This window comes from Bacillus sp. MN7755, assembly GCF_054771475.1.
Map to the genome: position 1 here is coordinate 66,877 of NZ_BTRL01000012.1, position 17,844 is coordinate 84,720.

General features: G+C 36.3%; 16 protein-coding genes. All 16 read right to left on the reverse strand.

Going from position 1 to position 17,844, the window contains the following annotated elements:
- Position 1 precedes the first annotated feature (1 nt).
- On the reverse strand, positions 2-1,531 hold the full coding sequence (gene miaB, locus ACYVEC_RS12405) for a tRNA (N6-isopentenyl adenosine(37)-C2)-methylthiotransferase MiaB (RefSeq protein ID WP_063221049.1): 1,530 nt from the start codon (positions 1,529-1,531) through the stop codon (positions 2-4).
- Between the two features lie 428 nt (positions 1,532-1,959).
- Positions 1,960-2,826 carry a 2-oxoacid:ferredoxin oxidoreductase subunit beta gene (locus ACYVEC_RS12410; RefSeq protein ID WP_000190154.1) on the reverse strand — a complete coding sequence of 289 codons (867 nt, stop codon included), beginning with the start codon at positions 2,824-2,826 and terminating at the stop codon, positions 1,960-1,962.
- On the reverse strand, positions 2,813-4,570 hold the full coding sequence (locus ACYVEC_RS12415) for a 2-oxoacid:acceptor oxidoreductase subunit alpha (RefSeq protein WP_063221050.1): 1,758 nt from the start codon (positions 4,568-4,570) through the stop codon (positions 2,813-2,815). Before ACYVEC_RS12415 ends, ACYVEC_RS12410 begins: the two co-directional genes overlap by 14 nt.
- A 227-nt stretch (positions 4,571-4,797) precedes the next feature.
- Positions 4,798-5,721, reverse strand: a complete 924-nt coding sequence (locus ACYVEC_RS12420) for a dipeptidase (protein ID WP_063221051.1) — start codon at positions 5,719-5,721, stop codon at positions 4,798-4,800.
- Between the two features lie 58 nt (positions 5,722-5,779).
- Positions 5,780-6,040 carry a stage V sporulation protein SpoVS gene (gene spoVS / locus ACYVEC_RS12425; protein WP_000404341.1) on the reverse strand — a complete coding sequence of 87 codons (261 nt, stop codon included), beginning with the start codon at positions 6,038-6,040 and terminating at the stop codon, positions 5,780-5,782.
- Between the two features lie 149 nt (positions 6,041-6,189).
- Positions 6,190-6,984, reverse strand: coding sequence for a TIGR00282 family metallophosphoesterase (locus ACYVEC_RS12430; RefSeq protein WP_003199419.1), 795 nt, complete (start codon positions 6,982-6,984; stop codon positions 6,190-6,192).
- A 164-nt stretch (positions 6,985-7,148) separates the two neighbouring features.
- Positions 7,149-8,711 carry a ribonuclease Y gene (gene rny, locus ACYVEC_RS12435; protein ID WP_063221052.1) on the reverse strand — a complete coding sequence of 521 codons (1,563 nt, stop codon included), beginning with the start codon at positions 8,709-8,711 and terminating at the stop codon, positions 7,149-7,151.
- 483 nt (positions 8,712-9,194) lie between these two features.
- Positions 9,195-10,226, reverse strand: coding sequence for a recombinase RecA (recA, locus tag ACYVEC_RS12440; RefSeq protein ID WP_001283854.1), 1,032 nt, complete (start codon positions 10,224-10,226; stop codon positions 9,195-9,197).
- 144 nt (positions 10,227-10,370) lie between these two features.
- Complete coding sequence (gene cinA, locus ACYVEC_RS12445; protein WP_063221054.1) at positions 10,371-11,609, reverse strand: competence/damage-inducible protein CinA; 1,239 nt, start codon at positions 11,607-11,609, stop codon at positions 10,371-10,373.
- Positions 11,610-11,629: 20 nt separating this feature from the next.
- Positions 11,630-12,208 carry a CDP-diacylglycerol--glycerol-3-phosphate 3-phosphatidyltransferase gene (pgsA, locus tag ACYVEC_RS12450; protein WP_060631950.1) on the reverse strand — a complete coding sequence of 193 codons (579 nt, stop codon included), beginning with the start codon at positions 12,206-12,208 and terminating at the stop codon, positions 11,630-11,632.
- Between the two features lie 63 nt (positions 12,209-12,271).
- Positions 12,272-13,198 carry a helix-turn-helix domain-containing protein gene (locus ACYVEC_RS12455; RefSeq protein ID WP_199677465.1) on the reverse strand — a complete coding sequence of 309 codons (927 nt, stop codon included), beginning with the start codon at positions 13,196-13,198 and terminating at the stop codon, positions 12,272-12,274.
- A 12-nt stretch (positions 13,199-13,210) separates the two neighbouring features.
- Positions 13,211-13,996, reverse strand: a complete 786-nt coding sequence (locus tag ACYVEC_RS12460) for a DUF3388 domain-containing protein (protein ID WP_000574107.1) — start codon at positions 13,994-13,996, stop codon at positions 13,211-13,213.
- A gap of 139 nt (positions 13,997-14,135) precedes the next feature.
- Positions 14,136-14,384, reverse strand: a complete 249-nt coding sequence (locus ACYVEC_RS12465) for a DUF3243 domain-containing protein (RefSeq protein WP_029439572.1) — start codon at positions 14,382-14,384, stop codon at positions 14,136-14,138.
- A 75-nt stretch (positions 14,385-14,459) separates the two neighbouring features.
- Positions 14,460-15,173: an elongation factor P 5-aminopentanone reductase gene (gene ymfI, locus ACYVEC_RS12470; protein ID WP_063221056.1), complete on the reverse strand. Its 714-nt coding sequence runs from the start codon at positions 15,171-15,173 to the stop codon at positions 14,460-14,462.
- A gap of 103 nt (positions 15,174-15,276) precedes the next feature.
- The gene (gene yfmH / locus ACYVEC_RS12475) at positions 15,277-16,563 is read right to left on the reverse strand and encodes an EF-P 5-aminopentanol modification-associated protein YfmH (protein ID WP_098554995.1); all 1,287 of its coding nucleotides are present in this window, start codon (positions 16,561-16,563) and stop codon (positions 15,277-15,279) included.
- Complete coding sequence (yfmF, locus tag ACYVEC_RS12480) at positions 16,564-17,838, reverse strand: EF-P 5-aminopentanol modification-associated protein YfmF (RefSeq protein WP_098554997.1); 1,275 nt, start codon at positions 17,836-17,838, stop codon at positions 16,564-16,566.
- Positions 17,839-17,844 lie beyond the last annotated feature (6 nt).

Here is a 17,844-nt window from a genome sequence, read left to right on the forward strand (position 1 = left end):
ATTATTCCACCTCAATCGGCTCTTCAACTAATTCCCCGTTAAGAGACCAAGTTTTTGCTTCCGTTACTTTTACTTTCACAAGCTGACCAATTAAAGATTTTGAAGCGACGAAGTTTACAAGTTTATTCGTACGAGTATAACCTGCAAGTACTTCTGGATTATTTTTACTTTCCCCATCAACTAACACTTCTACAATTTGACCTTTGTAACGATTATTCTTTTCAATTGCCAACGTATTTACTAGTGTATTTAAGCGTTGAAGACGTTCTTTTTTCACTTCCATCGGTACATTATCTTTCATTTTTGCAGCTGGTGTACCTTCGCGCGGTGAATAAATAAAGGTAAAGGCAGTATCAAATCCTACTTCACGATATAACGACATCGTTTCTTCAAATTGCTCATCTGTTTCATTTGGGAAACCGACGATAATATCAGTTGTGAATACTGCATTTGGAATTGTTTCTTTAATTTTTCTTACAAGTTCTAAATAATGCTCACGTGAATATTTACGCGCCATAATTTTTAACATATCTGTACTTCCAGATTGAACTGGTAAGTGAATATGTTCTACTAAGTTTCCACCTTTTCCAAGCACTTCAATTAAGTGACCATCGAAATCGCGTGGGTGGCTCGTTGTAAAACGAATACGGGCTATATCAACTTTACGGAGTTCATCCATTAAATCGCCTAGACCATATTCTATATCTTCAAAGTCTTTACCATATGCATTTACGTTTTGTCCAAGTAACGTAATTTCTTTATAACCATTCGCAGCTAAATGACGAATTTCTTGGATAATGTCTTCTGGACGTCTGCTTCGCTCTTTTCCGCGTGTATACGGTACGATACAATATGTACAGAACTTATCACAGCCATACATAATATTTACCCAAGCTTTAATATCGCCACGGCGTACTTTCGGAAGGTTTTCAATTACGTCCCCTTCTTTTGACCAAACCTCAACTACCGTTTCCTTCGAGAACATTGCATCTTTTAGAATGTACGGTAATCTATGAATATTATGCGTTCCAAACACCATATCTACATGCTGATTTTTTTGCATAATTTTATTTACAACAGATTCCTCTTGAGACATACAACCACATACACCAATTAAAAGGTCCGGATTTCTTCGTTTTAGTGACTTTAAATGACCTAGTTCACCGAATACTTTATTTTCAGCATTTTCACGAATGGCACAAGTATTTAATAATACTACATCTGCATCTTCAGTTGAAAAGGTTGGCTCATATCCAAGTGCAGTGAAAATACCAGCCATTACTTCAGTATCATGCTCATTCATTTGACAACCATATGTACGAATATAGAACTTTCTCCCTATACCAAAATTGCGAAACTCTTCAGGTAAGCCAAAATCCCGTTCAATTTTAACTTCTTCTTTCCCTCGTTTTTTCGCATCTTTTAAGGATGGTGGTTGGTATACATTTTCAAAGTATTTGCTATAATCTTTCTCTTCTTTTTTCGTAGAGGAATTTGCTTGTTGACTTACTAATCGTTGTTGCTCGTTCATCGGTAATCTCCTTTCACCCTTAACTATACACACTCTATAGTCCATTTTAATGCGCCTAGACCCACCTCAAAAATGGTTAGATAGCTTGAGAGATAACTTGTCCTTTGAAACTTGAGTAATCAATCTAATCATCCGTAAGAATGAAGTCTTCCCCACACAAATAGACATTCCCTTTTTGTATTTCTTTTGTCCTACCCAAAAGCATATTGCTTTATCCCTATAAACATTACCATAGTATGAAGCGTTTCGCCAATTTTTACAAAGAAGAAGGCTTATCCTATTATTACATTTCCTAGTTAATGAACATGCAATTTTCATACAACGATTTATATATTATTTTACCATTCTGAATTTTCTAAGTAAATATAACTACCTTATATTTTTCCTCATTAAAAAAGGTTGCCAAATGGCAACCTGCTCTTCTTACATTACATAAATTCAGCAACAAGCTCATCAAACATTTTCTGATCCATATTTAAATCAGATTGCACTAAAGGCTTCTCGCTATAGCCTTTTACAAGTTCTTGGTATGAAGGTTGTGCTGTATTTTGATAAATTAAACCTGTTACTAATCCGTTATTTTCCATTAACGTTTGCATAGCCATCATGCGATTAGACGGATCATATCCCTCTACTGTACTTAGTTTTGTTAAATTTTCTTTAAACCAATCGTAAGTATTTACTTTATTGTAAGTAACACATGGGCTGAACACGTTAATTAATGAAAATCCTTTATGATTAATACCAGCTTCAATAATTTGTGTTAATTCTTTTAAATCACTTGAAAAGCTTTGCGCCACAAATGTCGCACCAGCTGTTAAAGCCATTTCCATAACATTTAGTGACGGTTCAATTGAACCTTGTGGTGTACTTTTCGTTTTAAATCCAGCTTCACTACGTGGTGAAGTTTGCCCTTTTGTTAATCCGTAAATTTGGTTATCCATTACGATGTATGTAATGTCGATGTTACGACGAATAGAGTGGATTGTATGTCCCATACCAATCGCAAATCCATCACCGTCACCACCTGATGCAATAACTGTTAAATCACGGTTTGCCATTTTCACACCTTGTGCAATTGGAAGGGCACGACCATGAATACTATGCACACCATATGAATTAATATAACCTGAAATACGACCTGAACAGCCGATACCAGAAATAACAGCTAGTTCATCTGGATTTAAACCAACGTTAGCTGCCGCACGTTGAATTGCAGCTTGCACTGAGAAGTCTCCGCAACCTGGGCACCAGTTTGGTTTTACACTGTTACGAAAGTCCTTAAATGTTGCCATTTAATACAACCCCTTTTTTGCATTCGTTGTAAATCTCTTTTGGCAAGAATGGGTTCCCATCATATTTTAAAAGACTAGAAATTTTCTCACCGTTACCAAGATTCATTTTCATAATGTTAGCAAGCTGACCTGTTGCATTGTTTTCTACCACTACAACACGCTTCGCATTTTTCACAAGTGGATCGATTTCAGCTGTTGGGAACGGGTGAATTAAACGCACATGAGCATGGTTTACTTTCATGCCCTCTTGTTCTAAGCGCTCCATTGCTTCTTCGATTGCACCACGAGTTGAGTTAAATCCAACAAGCAATACGTCTGCTTCTTCATGCTTAACATTTTTATAGACAGGGGTATTGAACTTCAAGTTCTCCATTTTACGGAAACGTTTGTCCATTTGATCTTTACGGTTTATTGCTGATTCAGATGGTTTACCAGTTTCATCATGTTCTACACCTGTAACATGGTGAACACCATTTTTCATACCAGGTAAAACACGTGGTGAAACGCCATCTTCTGTTACTTCATAACGCTTGAAGTATGCTTTATTTTCACGTTCTGGCAATTCCGCTTCTAAATCAAGCTTACCACGACGAATTTCCACTTTATCTAACTTAAGTGGTTCTACCGTTTGTTTCCCTAAAGAAAGCTGTAAATCTGTTAAGAAAATAACAGGAACTTGATATTCTTCAGCTAGGTTAAATGCTTCTACAATATCATAGAAAGCTTCTTCAACTGTACTTGGCGCCATTACGATTTTTGGAATCTCACCGTGCGTACCGTAAATCATAGCCATTAAATCAGACTGCTCTTGTTTCGTTGGTAATCCTGTACTTGGACCACCACGTTGTGTATCAACAATCACTAATGGCGTTTCTGTAATACCCGCTAAACCAATCGCTTCCATCATTAAAGATAGACCTGGACCAGCAGATGCAGTTAATGTACGAACACCAGCATAGTTTGCACCGATTGCCATTGTACAAGCTGCGATTTCATCCTCAGTTTGGATTACTGTCCCGCCAACCTTTGGCAATTTTTTAATTAAGTATTCCATAATTTCAGATGCAGGTGTAATTGGATATGCAGACATAAAGCGAGCACCACCAGCTACCGCACCAAATGCGATTGCATCGTTTCCAATCATAAACATGCGTTTCTTACCATCAGCTTTTTCAAGCTGCATCATGTTTACTTTCTCACCTAGTAACTCTTTCATATATTGAGAGCCGCGCTTAATTGCGTCCATATTCTTTTGAACAACTTGCTCTCCTTTACGACCAAAGATCTCTTCAACAACATCTAAATAAGCTGTCTCATCTAATCCTAATACCGCACTTGATGCCCCAACAGCAACCATGTTTTTCATTAATGATGTGCCTAATTCTGAAGCAATATCTGTAAACGGTATCACATATAGATTTACATCTGTATTGTCAGGTATTGTCGGATTAAATTTCGCATCTGCAACTACAATCCCGCCCGGACGTAGTTCGTGGAAGTTAAAATCAATTGTTTCTTGATCAAAAGCAATTAAAATATCTAAGTCATCTGAGATCGCGCGTACTTCTGTTGTACTTACACGAATTTTATTATTTGTATGGCCGCCTTTAATACGTGATGAGAAGTGGCGGTAACCGTATAGGTAATATCCTAATCGGTTTAATGCAATACAGAAGATTTCTCCTGTACTTTCAATTCCTTCACCTTGTTGGCCTCCAACTTTCCATGAAAGTTGACTAATCATCTCCTACACCCCTTTTGGCTGCATTCATTGTAGTGTATTTTTTTACAGTAATAGTTTAGCATTTTTTATACAAATAAACTACAACGGACGCAAATTATGCCTCTTCTGATTTCCCTGAATCTTTAGTATAAAGCTATTTTGTTTTTCATTCTAGTATTAGGTCTTAAAAAAAGCAATAATATCAAATGAATTAATTCTAATTTTTCTGGATTTTTAAAACAAAAATCTCAAAAACTTATATGTTCAACAAAATTATCATATAAAAATCGCTCTACAGTAGATGCAGCATAGTGTTTACAAAGCTCATTCATTACATTTTCATAATCTCGATACGCTGATACATTTACAACCGTTTCTAAAATCCCATCAAAATCTGAACCAAATCCTATATTGTTCTCTCCACCTAATGAACAAATATATTCGATATGTCTTACTATATCTGCTATATTCGCTTGTTTTTCATTTGTTAGAAACTGCGGTACAAAAGTGACACCTATCATACCATTTCGCTTTATAAGAGCTTTAAGTTGTTCATCGTTTAAATTACGTGGATGCTGACAAAGTTTCATACAGTTTGAGTGGGAAGCAATAGGATTTTTTGCACTTTCTACAACATCCCAAAAACTTCTTTCATTCAGATGAGACACATCAGTCCATGCATGTAACGTATTAAGTTCTTGTACAACTTCTTTACCGAAAGTCGTTAAACCTGCCCCACGTGTCTCTAGCGCACCATCAGCTAACAGATTGGCATAATTCCATGTTAGTCCAAAAGAACGTACTCCTAGGCGATACAACAACCGTAATTTCATTGCATCTCTTCCAATTGCTTCGCATCCTTCTAGTGTTAATATCGCTCCAATCTCGTCCTGTTTTAACATGTTAATATCATCTTTTGTCTGCATAAACTTCACACCTGGTAGGGATAAAATTTCATTATAAAAAATATCTACCATTTGTAATGCTACTTCAAATCGGTTTTCATATGCCACTGTTTCTGGCACATATATAGCAAAACATTGTATACTTCCTTTTCTTCTCTTTAATTGTTCAAATGTAATATGTAATTGCGGATCATGTTTAAAATTCTTTTTCCCTTGTGCACTCCATAACTGAAGAAGCACATCACAATGAGCATCAAAAATTTTCATTTTCATTCCTCCATTATAAAAACAACCTGTTTGCATACTGCAAACAGGTTGTTTAAGCTTAACGAGGTTCTACAATTAATTTTATTGCTGTACGTTCTTCCCCATCAATCATAATATCCGTAAACGCTGGGATACAAATCAGGTCCAAACCACTAGGCGCTACAAATCCTCTTGCAATTGCTACTGCCTTTACCGCTTGGTTCAATGCACCTGCACCAATAGCTTGAATTTCTGCTGTTCCGCGTTCGCGAATAACACCTGCAAGTGCACCAGCTACAGAATTAGGGACCGACGTTGCTTTAACTTTTAATATTTCCATTCCGCGTTTCCTCCTCGTTTCTATAAAAAGTATTAGCAATTATTTCACTTTAACTTATATTCACGAGGAATGACGCGTATTCCTGCTAAATTTCTGTAATTTTTCTAAAAAATTAAAAAATAATAACTTATCTAAATTTTAGCCAAGAATTACTCAAAAAATGGTTGATCATCATTAATTAAGATACGCTCAATTTTCTTAGCTTTTCCTGTATTAGGATCCACATCAATTAGCACTGCACTTAATTGCGTTCTACCATTTGTTACTTCAAATCGTACTGGTAAGTTTGTTAAAAACTTCTTCAATACCGCTTCGCGGTCCATACCTAAAATTCCATCGTACGGTCCTGTCATACCAACATCTGTGATATATGCCGTTCCGCTTGGTAAAATACGATTATCTGCTGTAGGAACATGCGTATGTGTACCTACTACCGCTGTAGCACGACCATCTACATACCAACCTAACGCTTGTTTTTCACTTGTAGTTTCTGCATGAAAATCAATAAAGATAATATTCGTACGTTTTTTTGCAATATTAATTAATTCATCCACTTTACGGAATGGACAATCAATTGGAGGAAGGAAAGTACGTCCTTGTAAATTAATAACTGCAACTTCTGTTCCATTACAGTTTACAAAGATAAGCCCTTTTCCTGGAGTTCCTTCTGGAAAGTTAGCTGGTCTTGCAAGATATTTTGCATCATCAATAAATTCAAATACTTCACGGTTATCCCAAGCATGGTTTCCAAGTGTAACCGCTTGTGCCCCGCATTCTAAAAAGTTTCGATATATTTTTTCTGTAATTCCACGTCCACCTGCTGCATTTTCTCCATTAATAATGGTTACTGTAGGTGTATATTTCTTCTTTAATGCCGGTACGTATTGTTGAATCATACCTCTACCAGGAGATCCTACTACATCCCCAACAAATAATATTCTCATATGTCTTACCCTTCCTATGTACTACATTTTTTATTACTATAGCTTCAAGTGATTTCCTTACAATATATTTATTATAAGTTTGTTTCATTTGTATGCTATATATAACTAATTTCCTTTATTTTAACCAATTCCAACACAAAAAAATAAAGTGGTGTTTCACCACTTTATTTTGCGTATTCCACTGCACGTGTTTCACGAATAACAGTTACTTTAATATGTCCTGGGTAATCCAGTTCATTTTCAATACGTTTTCGAATATCACGAGCTAAACGATGAGCTTCTAAATCATCAATTGTATCTGGTTTTACCAGAATACGAACTTCTCGTCCTGCTTGAATTGCGAAAGATTTTTCTACGCCTTCATAAGACTCTGAAATCTCTTCTAGCTTTTCAAGACGACGAATATAGTTCTCAAGTGTTTCACTACGTGCTCCAGGTCTTGCAGCTGATAATGCATCTGCTGCTGCAACTAAAACTGCAATGATAGAAGTTGGTTCTGTGTCCCCATGGTGAGATGCAATACTGTTTATAACTACAGGATGCTCTTTATATTTCGTTGCGAGTTCAACACCAATTTCAACGTGGCTACCTTCTACTTCATGGTCAATCGCTTTACCGATATCATGTAATAGACCAGCACGTCTTGCTAGTTTTTCATCCTCACCAAGCTCTGCTGCCATAAGTCCAGTTAAATATGCAACTTCCATAGAGTGTTTTAAGACGTTTTGTCCGTAACTTGTACGGTATTTTAAACGACCTAAAATCTTAATTAAATCTGGATGTAATCCGTGAACACCCACTTCAAACGTTGTTTGCTCTCCGACTTCACGAATATACTCGTCCACTTCACGTCTTGATTTTTCGACCATCTCTTCAATACGCGCTGGGTGAATACGTCCGTCCTGTACTAGTTTATCAAGAGCGATACGAGCTGTTTCACGACGAATTGGGTCGAATCCAGAAAGGATAACCGCTTCTGGTGTATCATCGATAATTAGGTCAATACCTGTTAACGTTTCTAACGTACGAATATTTCGACCTTCACGTCCGATAATACGTCCCTTCATTTCGTCATTTGGAAGATTTACAACCGAAACGGTTGTTTCAGCAACATGATCAGCTGCACATCTTTGCATTGCAAGAGATAAAATCTCTTTTGCTTTCTTATCCGCTTCTTCTTTCGCACGAACTTCACTTTCTTTTACCATTACGGCAATTTCATGAGAAACTTCACTTTCTACTTTACCAAGAATAATTGCTTTCGCTTGTTCGCGTGTCAGATTGGAAATGCGCTCTAATTCTGTTTGTTGCTTTTGAACTAACTCTCCCACTTTGCTTTCCAACTCTTCAATCTGTTGTTGTCTCGCTACAAGAGAATCCTCTTTCTTTTCTAACTGTTGCTCGCGTTTATCGAGCGTTTCGTCTTTACGATCAAGGTTCTCTTCTTTTTGCATTAAACGATTTTCTTGTTTTTGTAATTCGCTTCTACGGTCACGAATTTCTAATTCAGCTTCTGTACGAAGTGTATGAATTTCATCCTTTGCTTCTAAAAGCGCTTCTTTCTTAAGTGCTTCAGCCTCACGATTCGCTTCGTCTAGAATACGTTTCGCTTCATTAGATGCACCATTAATCTTCGCTTCAGCAATAGACTTTCGAACAAAAAAGCCAACAACTGCACCGACTGTTGCAAGCAAAATGGAGATGAGTATCCAAACTGTACTACTCATGATTTCACCTCCCCTTGCTATGAATGAAAAAAGACTGTCGGCATGTACATTAAATACCAACATACAGCAAAGACCGTCGTCCCGCTTTTTTAAGGGACTTTCTTCATTTCACAATTAAAATGTCATATTATTATTTCGGCAAGATTTAAGTCTTACTCCGAATATTACTTCTCTTCTTGAGAAGAGTATTTCGTATATAAGAAAAAATATACATTCTCATTGTATCTATCGCAATTTTCATTGTCAAGCGTTGTCTACTTTTACTTTCTTTACCTTCAGCCCTGAATGTTGTCTGAATTTGAAAAATAGATAGCATATTATCCTGGAAAACCTTAGTAAATACCATTTCATTTACCTAAAACATATAAATATTCCTCTTTACACATCCCATTTGAGTCAAAAAAATATTTTTATCACTGCGATATATTCCACTTTAATAGAAGATAAAAAAAATAAAAGACACGGTCCCGTGTCTTTTATTTTTTAATCTTGAAGAGTTGAATCTTCCGTGTCTTCCACACCAGAATCTTCACCAATTCCGTGATGATCACGAACAAAGAAGGCAATTTCCTCTCTTAAATCCGTATTCTCTTTTAAGAATTGCTTCGAATTCTCACGACCTTGTCCTAAACGCTCTTCATTATAAGAATACCAAGCACCACTCTTTTGAACGATATCAAGTTCAGAAGCCATATCTAAGATTTCACCTTCTCTTGAAATACCTTCTCCGTACATAATATCAACTTCAGCAACACGGAATGGTGGTGCTACTTTATTCTTAACTACTTTTACTTTCGTTTTATTACCAACGATGTCGTTACCTTGCTTTAATTGCTCCGCACGACGTACTTCAAGACGAACTGTTGAATAGAATTTCAACGCACGACCACCTGGAGTTGTTTCTGGGTTCCCGAACATAACCCCAACTTTTTCACGAATTTGGTTAATAAAGATTGCGATTGTTTTTGATTTATTGATTGCACCTGAAAGTTTACGAAGTGCCTGTGACATTAAACGAGCTTGTAAACCTACGTGAGAGTCACCCATGTCCCCTTCAATCTCAGCTTTCGGTACAAGAGCTGCTACAGAGTCAATTACAATAATGTCAACCGCGCCACTTCGTACAAGTGCTTCTGCGATTTCTAGTCCTTGCTCCCCTGTATCAGGTTGTGATAATAGTAATTCATCTATGTTAACGCCTAATTTTTGTGCATATACAGGATCCATCGCGTGCTCCGCATCAATAAACGCTGCTTGTCCACCTTGACGCTGTACTTCAGCGATTGCGTGTAATGAAACTGTTGTTTTACCCGAACTTTCAGGTCCGTAAATTTCAATAATACGGCCACGCGGGTATCCGCCTACCCCTAGTGCCACATCAAGTGCTAAAGAACCACTTGAAATTGTAGAAATTCTACGCTCCGCTTGTTCTCCTAATTTCATAATTGAACCTTTACCGAATTGCTTCTCTATTTGTTTTAACGCCATATCTAATGCCGCTTGACGATCACTCATTCAAAATTCCTCCTTAACTGAATTGCTAATCTTATTATACCTATTTTCAATTCAATTTGCCAACAAAAATCGAACATTTATTCGATTTTTTTATTTTCCATTTAATAAAACTCCATTTTAGCATTAAAAAAAGCTAGAAGAGACTCACATCTCTTCTAGCTTTTTATACAAATGATAAAATCCATATTTCGCCGAACGTTCCCTAATTTGTTGACGACTTCCACTTAAATGGAGAGGAAAGACTATAGTTGGTTCATCCTTAATCGCCAATCCAATGAATACCGTTCCCGGCTCTTTCTGTTCTGAAGCATCCGGTCCTGCTACCCCAGTGAAACTAATTCCGATATCCGCTTTTAATAAACCTTTAACATTTTCAGCGAGATAACGAGCACATTCTTTACTAACTGCACCATCAGTAGACAACACTCCCCCAGGTACATGTAAAACATGTTGTTTCACATCATTATGATAACAAATGACACCGCCTTTAAATACTGAAGACACACCAGCACTTTCTGTCACTTGATTGCCGAAGAGACCACCTGTTAAACTTTCTGCACACGCTAAAGTTAATCCTTTTTTCTTCAATAACTCTATCGCTTTATAGTGCAGAAACTCTTGGTCATATCCATAGAAAAATTCTCCTACTCTTTCTAAAATCAAATCTTCCATATGCTGGATGAGTTTCGTTGCTTCATCAGCATTTTGATGTTTGGCAGTTAAACGTAGTGTCACTTCTCCATCATTCGCAAGGGGGGCGATTGTCGGGTTCGTTTGTCTATCAATTAAATCTTGAACTTTCACTTCTAATTGAGATTCCCCAATTCCGAAAAAACGAAGCACACGAGAATAAATGTTTTCTCCTGTTGTAAAGTTACGTAAAAAAGGCTCTACATAACTTACATACATCGGCTTCATCTCTTTTGGTGGTCCTGGTAATAAAATATAAACTTTTCCGTTCTTATTTAACCCCATACCAGGTGCCATACCGTGATCATTCGCAAATACAGTTGCTCCATCTAAAACGAGCGCCTGCTTTTTATTATTCTCCGTGAATTCGCGGCCTGTACGCTTAAAGTAATCGCTTATTGAGGCTAATGCTTTTTCATCATACACAAGCTCTCCACCCAAACAAGAAGATATCGTTTCTTTCGTCAAATCATCTTTTGTCGGACCTAATCCACCTGTGAAAATAAGCATGTCAGCACGTTCTTCCGCAACTTCAATCGCCTGCTGTAATCGTTTGTTATTATCTCCAACTACAGTATGGTAATACACATTAATTCCAATTGAAGCTAACTTTTCAGATAAAAACTGGGCATTTGTATTTGCAATTTGTCCAAGTAATAATTCAGTTCCAACCGCAATAATTTCAGCATTCATCCCAATTCCCCCATAAACTTCTATTTTGAGTTTACAAAAGCTTCTCTATTTTTCCAGAAATAATCCCATCCTGAAATAACAGTAAAAATTAATGCAATCCATATAAAGATATCAGCTACCGGAATATGGATTAAATTTAAAGGTACATCGTGTAATAAGTATGCTGCGATCGCAATAATTTGTGTCCATGTCTTAATTTTCCCTAGCTGATTTGCCGCAACTACTTCTCCTGTCCCAGCAAGTACAAGGCGTAAACCAGTTACCGCAAACTCACGGCTTATAATTACAATAACGATCCAAGCAGGTACGTATTGCATCTCAACTAACGTGATAAGTGCTGCTGAAACAAGTAATTTATCAGCTAACGGGTCAAGAAACTTCCCTAAATTCGTTACAAGATTATACTTTCTTGCGTAATGTCCATCAATCCAATCTGTAGCCGAAGCAATAATAAAGATAAGTGCTCCTACTAAATGTTGAATTGGTAAATCAACATCACCAATTGTGTATGAACCCCAATCAAAGGGTGCTAACATAATTACCATAAAAATTGGAATTAAGCAGATTCTAGATATTGTAATTTTATTTGGTAAATTCACAGCTATTCCTCCATCATATCAAAAACATTTGTTCATTGAAAAAAGTCATCGAAGCGATGACTGTTATTGTGCAGGTTGCTCTATCCCTAGATTTTTAATCAAGAATTTTTGATGATAATTCTCTTCTGGATTCAACGGGAATGTAACGACTTGGCCATTTAATTTAAATTCAACATTCGGTGCACTTCCTATATTAAGGTTTACCACTTTCGCTGTTGATAAATCATATTTTTGAGTTTGACCTTCCTCTATTGTACCACTAAAGATATCATTTCCTGCCTCATTTTTAATACCTACATAACTTGCGCCTTTTGTTGTAATTTCTAGTTCTAACGTTTTATTGTTATGAATTTCCAAAGTGGATTCCTTACCAGCTGTTCCAACTACTTTCACTTCTTCTTGTCCAGTTGGCTGTTCCTCTTTCTTTGGTTCTTCTTTCTTAGGCTCTTCCTTTTTTGGTTCCTCTTTTTTCGGCTCTTCCGCTTTCACTTCTTCTTTCTTCGTGTCTAACGGAGAGTTTTCCGCTTTTTTAACTTCAATTTTCTCACTTTGAGCATTCGGAACTTTCTCATCATCTTTTCCAGTTAACGCTTGAAACACAAACCAAATTACCACTCCAACTGCGATTACTAACAGCGCAACTAAGATTTTCGGCATATGATCTGCAATTGGCCAAGATGAAGATTTTTGCATTGTTTCTTGTGTTTTTTGTCCAGTTGATACTTGTGGAACGTCGCGTTTTTCAGATTGTGGTATCGTACTCTGATACTCTACAAGCAGTTCCTCTCCACTTAATCCAACCGCATCTGCGTATTGTTTAATGAATGCACGCGCATAAAAAGCTCCTGGCAATACATCATAATTGCCTTCCTCAATCGCTACTAAATGGCGCTTTTGAATTTTTGTAATCTCATGCAGCTGATCAATAGACAAGCCTTTCGTTCCTCTTGCTTCTTTCAGCTTTTGTCCTAATTCTGTCACTACTAACACCTCAATATTTCTTTAAAAGTCAAACATAGAGAAATTATTTTGCGTACCTTGCTCAATTTCATCTACTAAATTATATTGAATTTCTTCATCATAATCGTTACGCAACTCGATAATATAATCAAAATCATCCAACGTGTATTCTGATTGACTCACAAATACGTCAGGATGTTCCACAACTTTTGTTGCAGGCAATCTCATAATTTCACGAACAAGCTGCCAATGCCTTTCGTTAGCACGCTTTGTTGACACGATTCCATCTAAGATAAAAATATTGTCGTCGCTATACTCATCTTCAATCAATTGACTACGAACAGTTTGCTTAATAAGAGTAGATGATACAAATAACCATCTTTTATTTGCACAAACACTTGCGGCAACAATGGATTCTGTTTTTCCGACACGAGGCATTCCTCGTATCCCGATTAGTTTATGACCTTCTTTTTTCATTATTTCAGCCATAAAGTCTACAAGTAATCCTAATTCATCACGCACAAAACGAAATGTCTTCTTATCATCTGCATCCCGTTGTATGTACCTACCATGTCTAACCGCTAGCTTATCTCTTAGCTTTGGCGGACGATATTTCGTTACCGTTATGTTATCCATCGTATTTAAAATTGATTCAAGTCTAGAGATTTGCTCTTGATTATCACACATAAGGAGTAATCCACGTCGTGCATTATCTACACCATTAATTGTGACAATATTAATGCCGAGCATACCGATTAACGAAGAAACGTCACCAAGCAAGCCAGGTCGGTTTTTATGTATTTCATATTCAAAATACCATTCAATCATCCAAGATCACTCCCCTTGCTTACTTTACACCTACGTACTATATTATATGATTTCACCTTAATAGGGAAGCTAAATGTATAATCTATCCCGCGTTATTGTTATACAAAAAAAATAGAGAGGAGAATCTCCTCTCTATTTTTTACTTATGTTGTACAAACTTTACCATTAAGTTTGCGATTGTATGTTGCTCTTGTTCATCAGCAACTTTCCAAAGCTCAGACAATAATTTCTCTTGATCGTTGCGCGCTTCTACTTCATTTGCTAAATAATCACCAACACGAAATGCCATATCTGATACAGCACCACTGTTAAGCCCTTTTCCTTCTGCTTGTTCTAAACGTTCTCCTAAAAAGCTCTTCCATTGATCAAAATTATCTAAAACTGACATGTGTAAGCACCTCACTACTTAGTAATAGAATCATGCTTAATTTGTACAGTTTTTCATTTTTTATGTAAGAAATTTTTAACAATGCCAACCGCCATTTACTCCGATAATTTGTCCAGTTATGTAAGATGCACCTGGCGATACGAGAAATGACACTGTTTTTGCTACTTCTTCTGGTAATCCCAACCTACCTAACGGAATCTCTTCAGCAATTTCATTCTTATCCTCTTCTGAAAATACACTTAACATTTCTGTTTCAATTGCACCTGGCGCCACCGCGTTAACTCTTAATCCACTTAATGAAACTTCTTTTGCTAAAGCTTTCACATATGAATTTTGCGCACCTTTTACCATCGAGTAAAGCACTTCACATGATGCGCCAATTTGTCCCCATATAGACGAAACAATTACAATATTACCACTTCTCCGCTGAATCATAGATGGCAGTGCCATTGATAATAGTTTATAGATGCTCTTCACTTGAAGTTCTACCATATAATTCAATTCATCGTTCGTTACATCTGTTACGAGTCCAAAGATACTCTTCCCAGCTGCATATACGATAACATCAAGAGGATGTTCAATTTGTGCCCACAATCGCTCTGCCCCGTCACTAGAAGCTAAATTCGCTTGAACAGGAATCACTTCAGCCCATTCTTTCTGCAACTCATTCACTTTCTCTTCACTGTTATTATAATGAACATATACTGTATATCCATCTTGAATTAATTGTTTTGAAATAGCAGAGCCAATCCCTCCGCTTCCTCCAGTTACTAATGCATACTTTTTCATAAATTCCCTCTCTTATCTCGACAAAATCTTTTTCCTATAAATAAATAATACCCTCATCTTACAATTTATCAATGATAAGATGAGGGTATTATTATGAAACCTTTTATTTTTTCGGTAAAACTTGACAAACGCTCATTTTCTCTTCTGACAACAATAATTTGGCTACTTCTTGTAAATCTTGAACCGTTAGACTTTCTAATACAGTCAATGCTTCAAACAGACTCGATTCATTAAACGCATATCTTGTAAATTGATTCGCAATATATTCAGGTGAATTCAAGGAGCGTAAAAAGCCACCTATTTTCTTTTTCTTGACCCGTTCTAATGCCGCCTCATCTAATTGATCATAATTTGTGTTTAATAATATTCCTTTCAAACGCTCTTCCAGCTCATCAGGTTGCTTCGTATCGCCGCCTACCATTGCAAAACCGAAGTTATTCTCTTCCGTATAATCATACGAGAACGAATCATCAATGAGTCCTTCATTATATAAAGATTCGTAATGAACGGAGCTTTTCCCAAATAAATAATCTAAAAGTAACGTAAGCGCAATTTCTTGTTTTAAAAGGGCTTCCCCTTTTTCTTTTAAGTTTGTCGCTTTAATACCGACTAAACATTTCGGTGTTTGTACAGGCATTGAAATAATTTTCTTCTTTTCATTTACCTCATCTGGTTCTTCTTCAAATGAACGTACAATTTCTGGCTGGTTTTTATAATCTTTTTTCGCTTGATTTTCACGTATCAAATCCATCGTTTTCTCTGGATCAATTGCACCTACAACAAACATCAACATATTACTTGGATGATAAAACGTTTCATAACATTCATATAGTAGGTCTTTCGTAATTTTACTAATAGACTCGATTGTCCCTGCAATATCAATTTTAATTGGGTGCTTTACAAACAAGCTATCAATTAATCCAAAGTATAAGCGCCAATCTGGATTATCCTGATACATTTGAATTTCTTGCCCGATAATCCCCTTCTCCTTTTCAACTGTTTTTTCAGAGAAGTAAGGCTCTTGTACGAAGTTTAACAATGTATTTAAATTTTGTTCTACATTTGATGTACACGAAAAAAGATAAGCTGTTCTTGTGAAAGATGTGAAAGCATTGGCCGATGCTCCTTGTTTACTAAACAATTGGAAAGCATCGTGATCTTCTTTTTCAAATAATTTATGCTCAAGAAAATGAGCAATCCCATCAGGCACACGAATCATTTCTTCTTTGCCTAGTGGTACGAATGTATTATCCATAGAACCATATTTTGTCGTAAACGTTGCAAATGTTTTATTAAATCCTTGCTTCGGTAAAATATATACATCTAATCCATTAGGAAGTTTTTCATAATAGAGTGTCTCTTTCAATTGCTCATAAACAATTTTCTCCATTTATTCTCCCTCCGTTCCGTGTAAAAAGTAAATTGTATCTAGTTCAATATTTTTAGCAACTTTCACAATCTCTTCTTTCGTCACACTTTCAATGCCTGTAAGCCATTCTTCAACCGGACGCGTACGGTCTGAAATAATACCATGATACAGCATTTCCACAAATCCACGTGGTGTATCAATTGCTTCTAATATTTGATTTTGAATGACACTTTTCGTTTGATGCATCTCTTCTTCAGAAAAATCACCATTTTGCATTGCAAGCATTTGCTCTTTAATAATCTCAACCGCTTTTTCATAATTTTTCGCTTCAATCCCTGACATGACAAATAATAAGCCTTTATGACTTTCAAAGCGGGATGCTGCATAGTACGCTAAACTATTTTTTTCACGAACATTAACGAATAACTTCGAATGAGAAAATCCTCCAAACAATCCATTGAACAATTGCAGCGCAAAATAATCTTCGTCTTTATACGTAATAAATGTACGATAACCGATGTGTAATTTACTTTGTTTTAATTCTTGTTTTTCCACAACTTCTTTTTCTTCATTATTTCTCTTATGAAGAAGTACATTTCTTTCTCTCGCAGGACGCGCTGAAATTGAAAAATACTTACTTACAAGATCAACTGCATTTTCTGAAATATCACCAATAATGTATAGATCCATTTCGTCTTCCGCTAACACTTTTTGATAATATTGATACAAACTTTCATTTGTAATAGATGCAACACTCTCTTTTTTCCCATTTGCGCTTAAACGATACGGTTCTACTTTGCACATTTCTTCAATTAAACGCTCGTTTGCATAACGCATTTTATCATCATAAGTCGCTTCAATTCGTTGCAAGAGCGCTCTCTTTTCACTTTCTACAATAGAAGATAAAAAACTGTTCCCCTCTGTTGCTGGATGTAAAACGATATCCGATAACATAGAAAGCGCTTTTTCAAATAACGGTGGTGCATCATGTAAATATACTTCATTTGCAATGTCTACATAAATAGAGATGACATGGTCTTCTCCCTTTTTACTTACATCTACTGCCAAAGAAGATCCGTATAATTCTTCTAAATATTGACGAAGACGAATTACAGAAGGAAGCTTTTCTGTCGCACTTTGCAATACGTATGGCAATAGGGCACGCTCTGTCACCGTCTCCTCATTTAAAGGTGCTTTAAAACGAAATACAAATGTATTTGTTTTATATTTATCAGTTGAAATAATATGTACTCGTAAACCACCTAACTCATGTAACTGTTGTTCCATCAGTTTCATTTATAG

Bases quoted from the DNA above. Each gene is read 5' to 3' on its own strand.
- ACYVEC_RS12465 (WP_029439572.1), bottom strand. From the start codon at position 14,384: ATGTCAGTTTTAGATAATTTTGATCAATGGAAGAGCTTTTTAGGAGAA.
- ACYVEC_RS12410 (WP_000190154.1), bottom strand. From the start codon at position 2,826: ATGGCAACATTTAAGGACTTTCGTAACAGTGTAAAACCAAACTGGTGC.
- ACYVEC_RS12415 (WP_063221050.1), bottom strand. From the start codon at position 4,570: ATGATTAGTCAACTTTCATGGAAAGTTGGAGGCCAACAAGGTGAAGGA.
- cinA (WP_063221054.1), bottom strand. From the start codon at position 11,609: ATGAATGCTGAAATTATTGCGGTTGGAACTGAATTATTACTTGGACAA.
- rny (WP_063221052.1), bottom strand. From the start codon at position 8,711: ATGAGTAGTACAGTTTGGATACTCATCTCCATTTTGCTTGCAACAGTC.
- yfmF (WP_098554997.1), bottom strand. From the start codon at position 17,838: ATGAAACTGATGGAACAACAGTTACATGAGTTAGGTGGTTTACGAGTA.
- recA (WP_001283854.1), bottom strand. From the start codon at position 10,226: ATGAGTGATCGTCAAGCGGCATTAGATATGGCGTTAAAACAAATAGAG.
- ACYVEC_RS12460 (WP_000574107.1), bottom strand. From the start codon at position 13,996: ATGATTGAATGGTATTTTGAATATGAAATACATAAAAACCGACCTGGC.
- spoVS (WP_000404341.1), bottom strand. From the start codon at position 6,040: ATGGAAATATTAAAAGTTAAAGCAACGTCGGTCCCTAATTCTGTAGCT.
- yfmH (WP_098554995.1), bottom strand. From the start codon at position 16,563: ATGGAGAAAATTGTTTATGAGCAATTGAAAGAGACACTCTATTATGAA.
- ymfI (WP_063221056.1), bottom strand. From the start codon at position 15,173: ATGAAAAAGTATGCATTAGTAACTGGAGGAAGCGGAGGGATTGGCTCT.
- ACYVEC_RS12420 (WP_063221051.1), bottom strand. From the start codon at position 5,721: ATGAAAATTTTTGATGCTCATTGTGATGTGCTTCTTCAGTTATGGAGT.
- miaB (WP_063221049.1), bottom strand. From the start codon at position 1,531: ATGAACGAGCAACAACGATTAGTAAGTCAACAAGCAAATTCCTCTACG.
- ACYVEC_RS12430 (WP_003199419.1), bottom strand. From the start codon at position 6,984: ATGAGAATATTATTTGTTGGGGATGTAGTAGGATCTCCTGGTAGAGGT.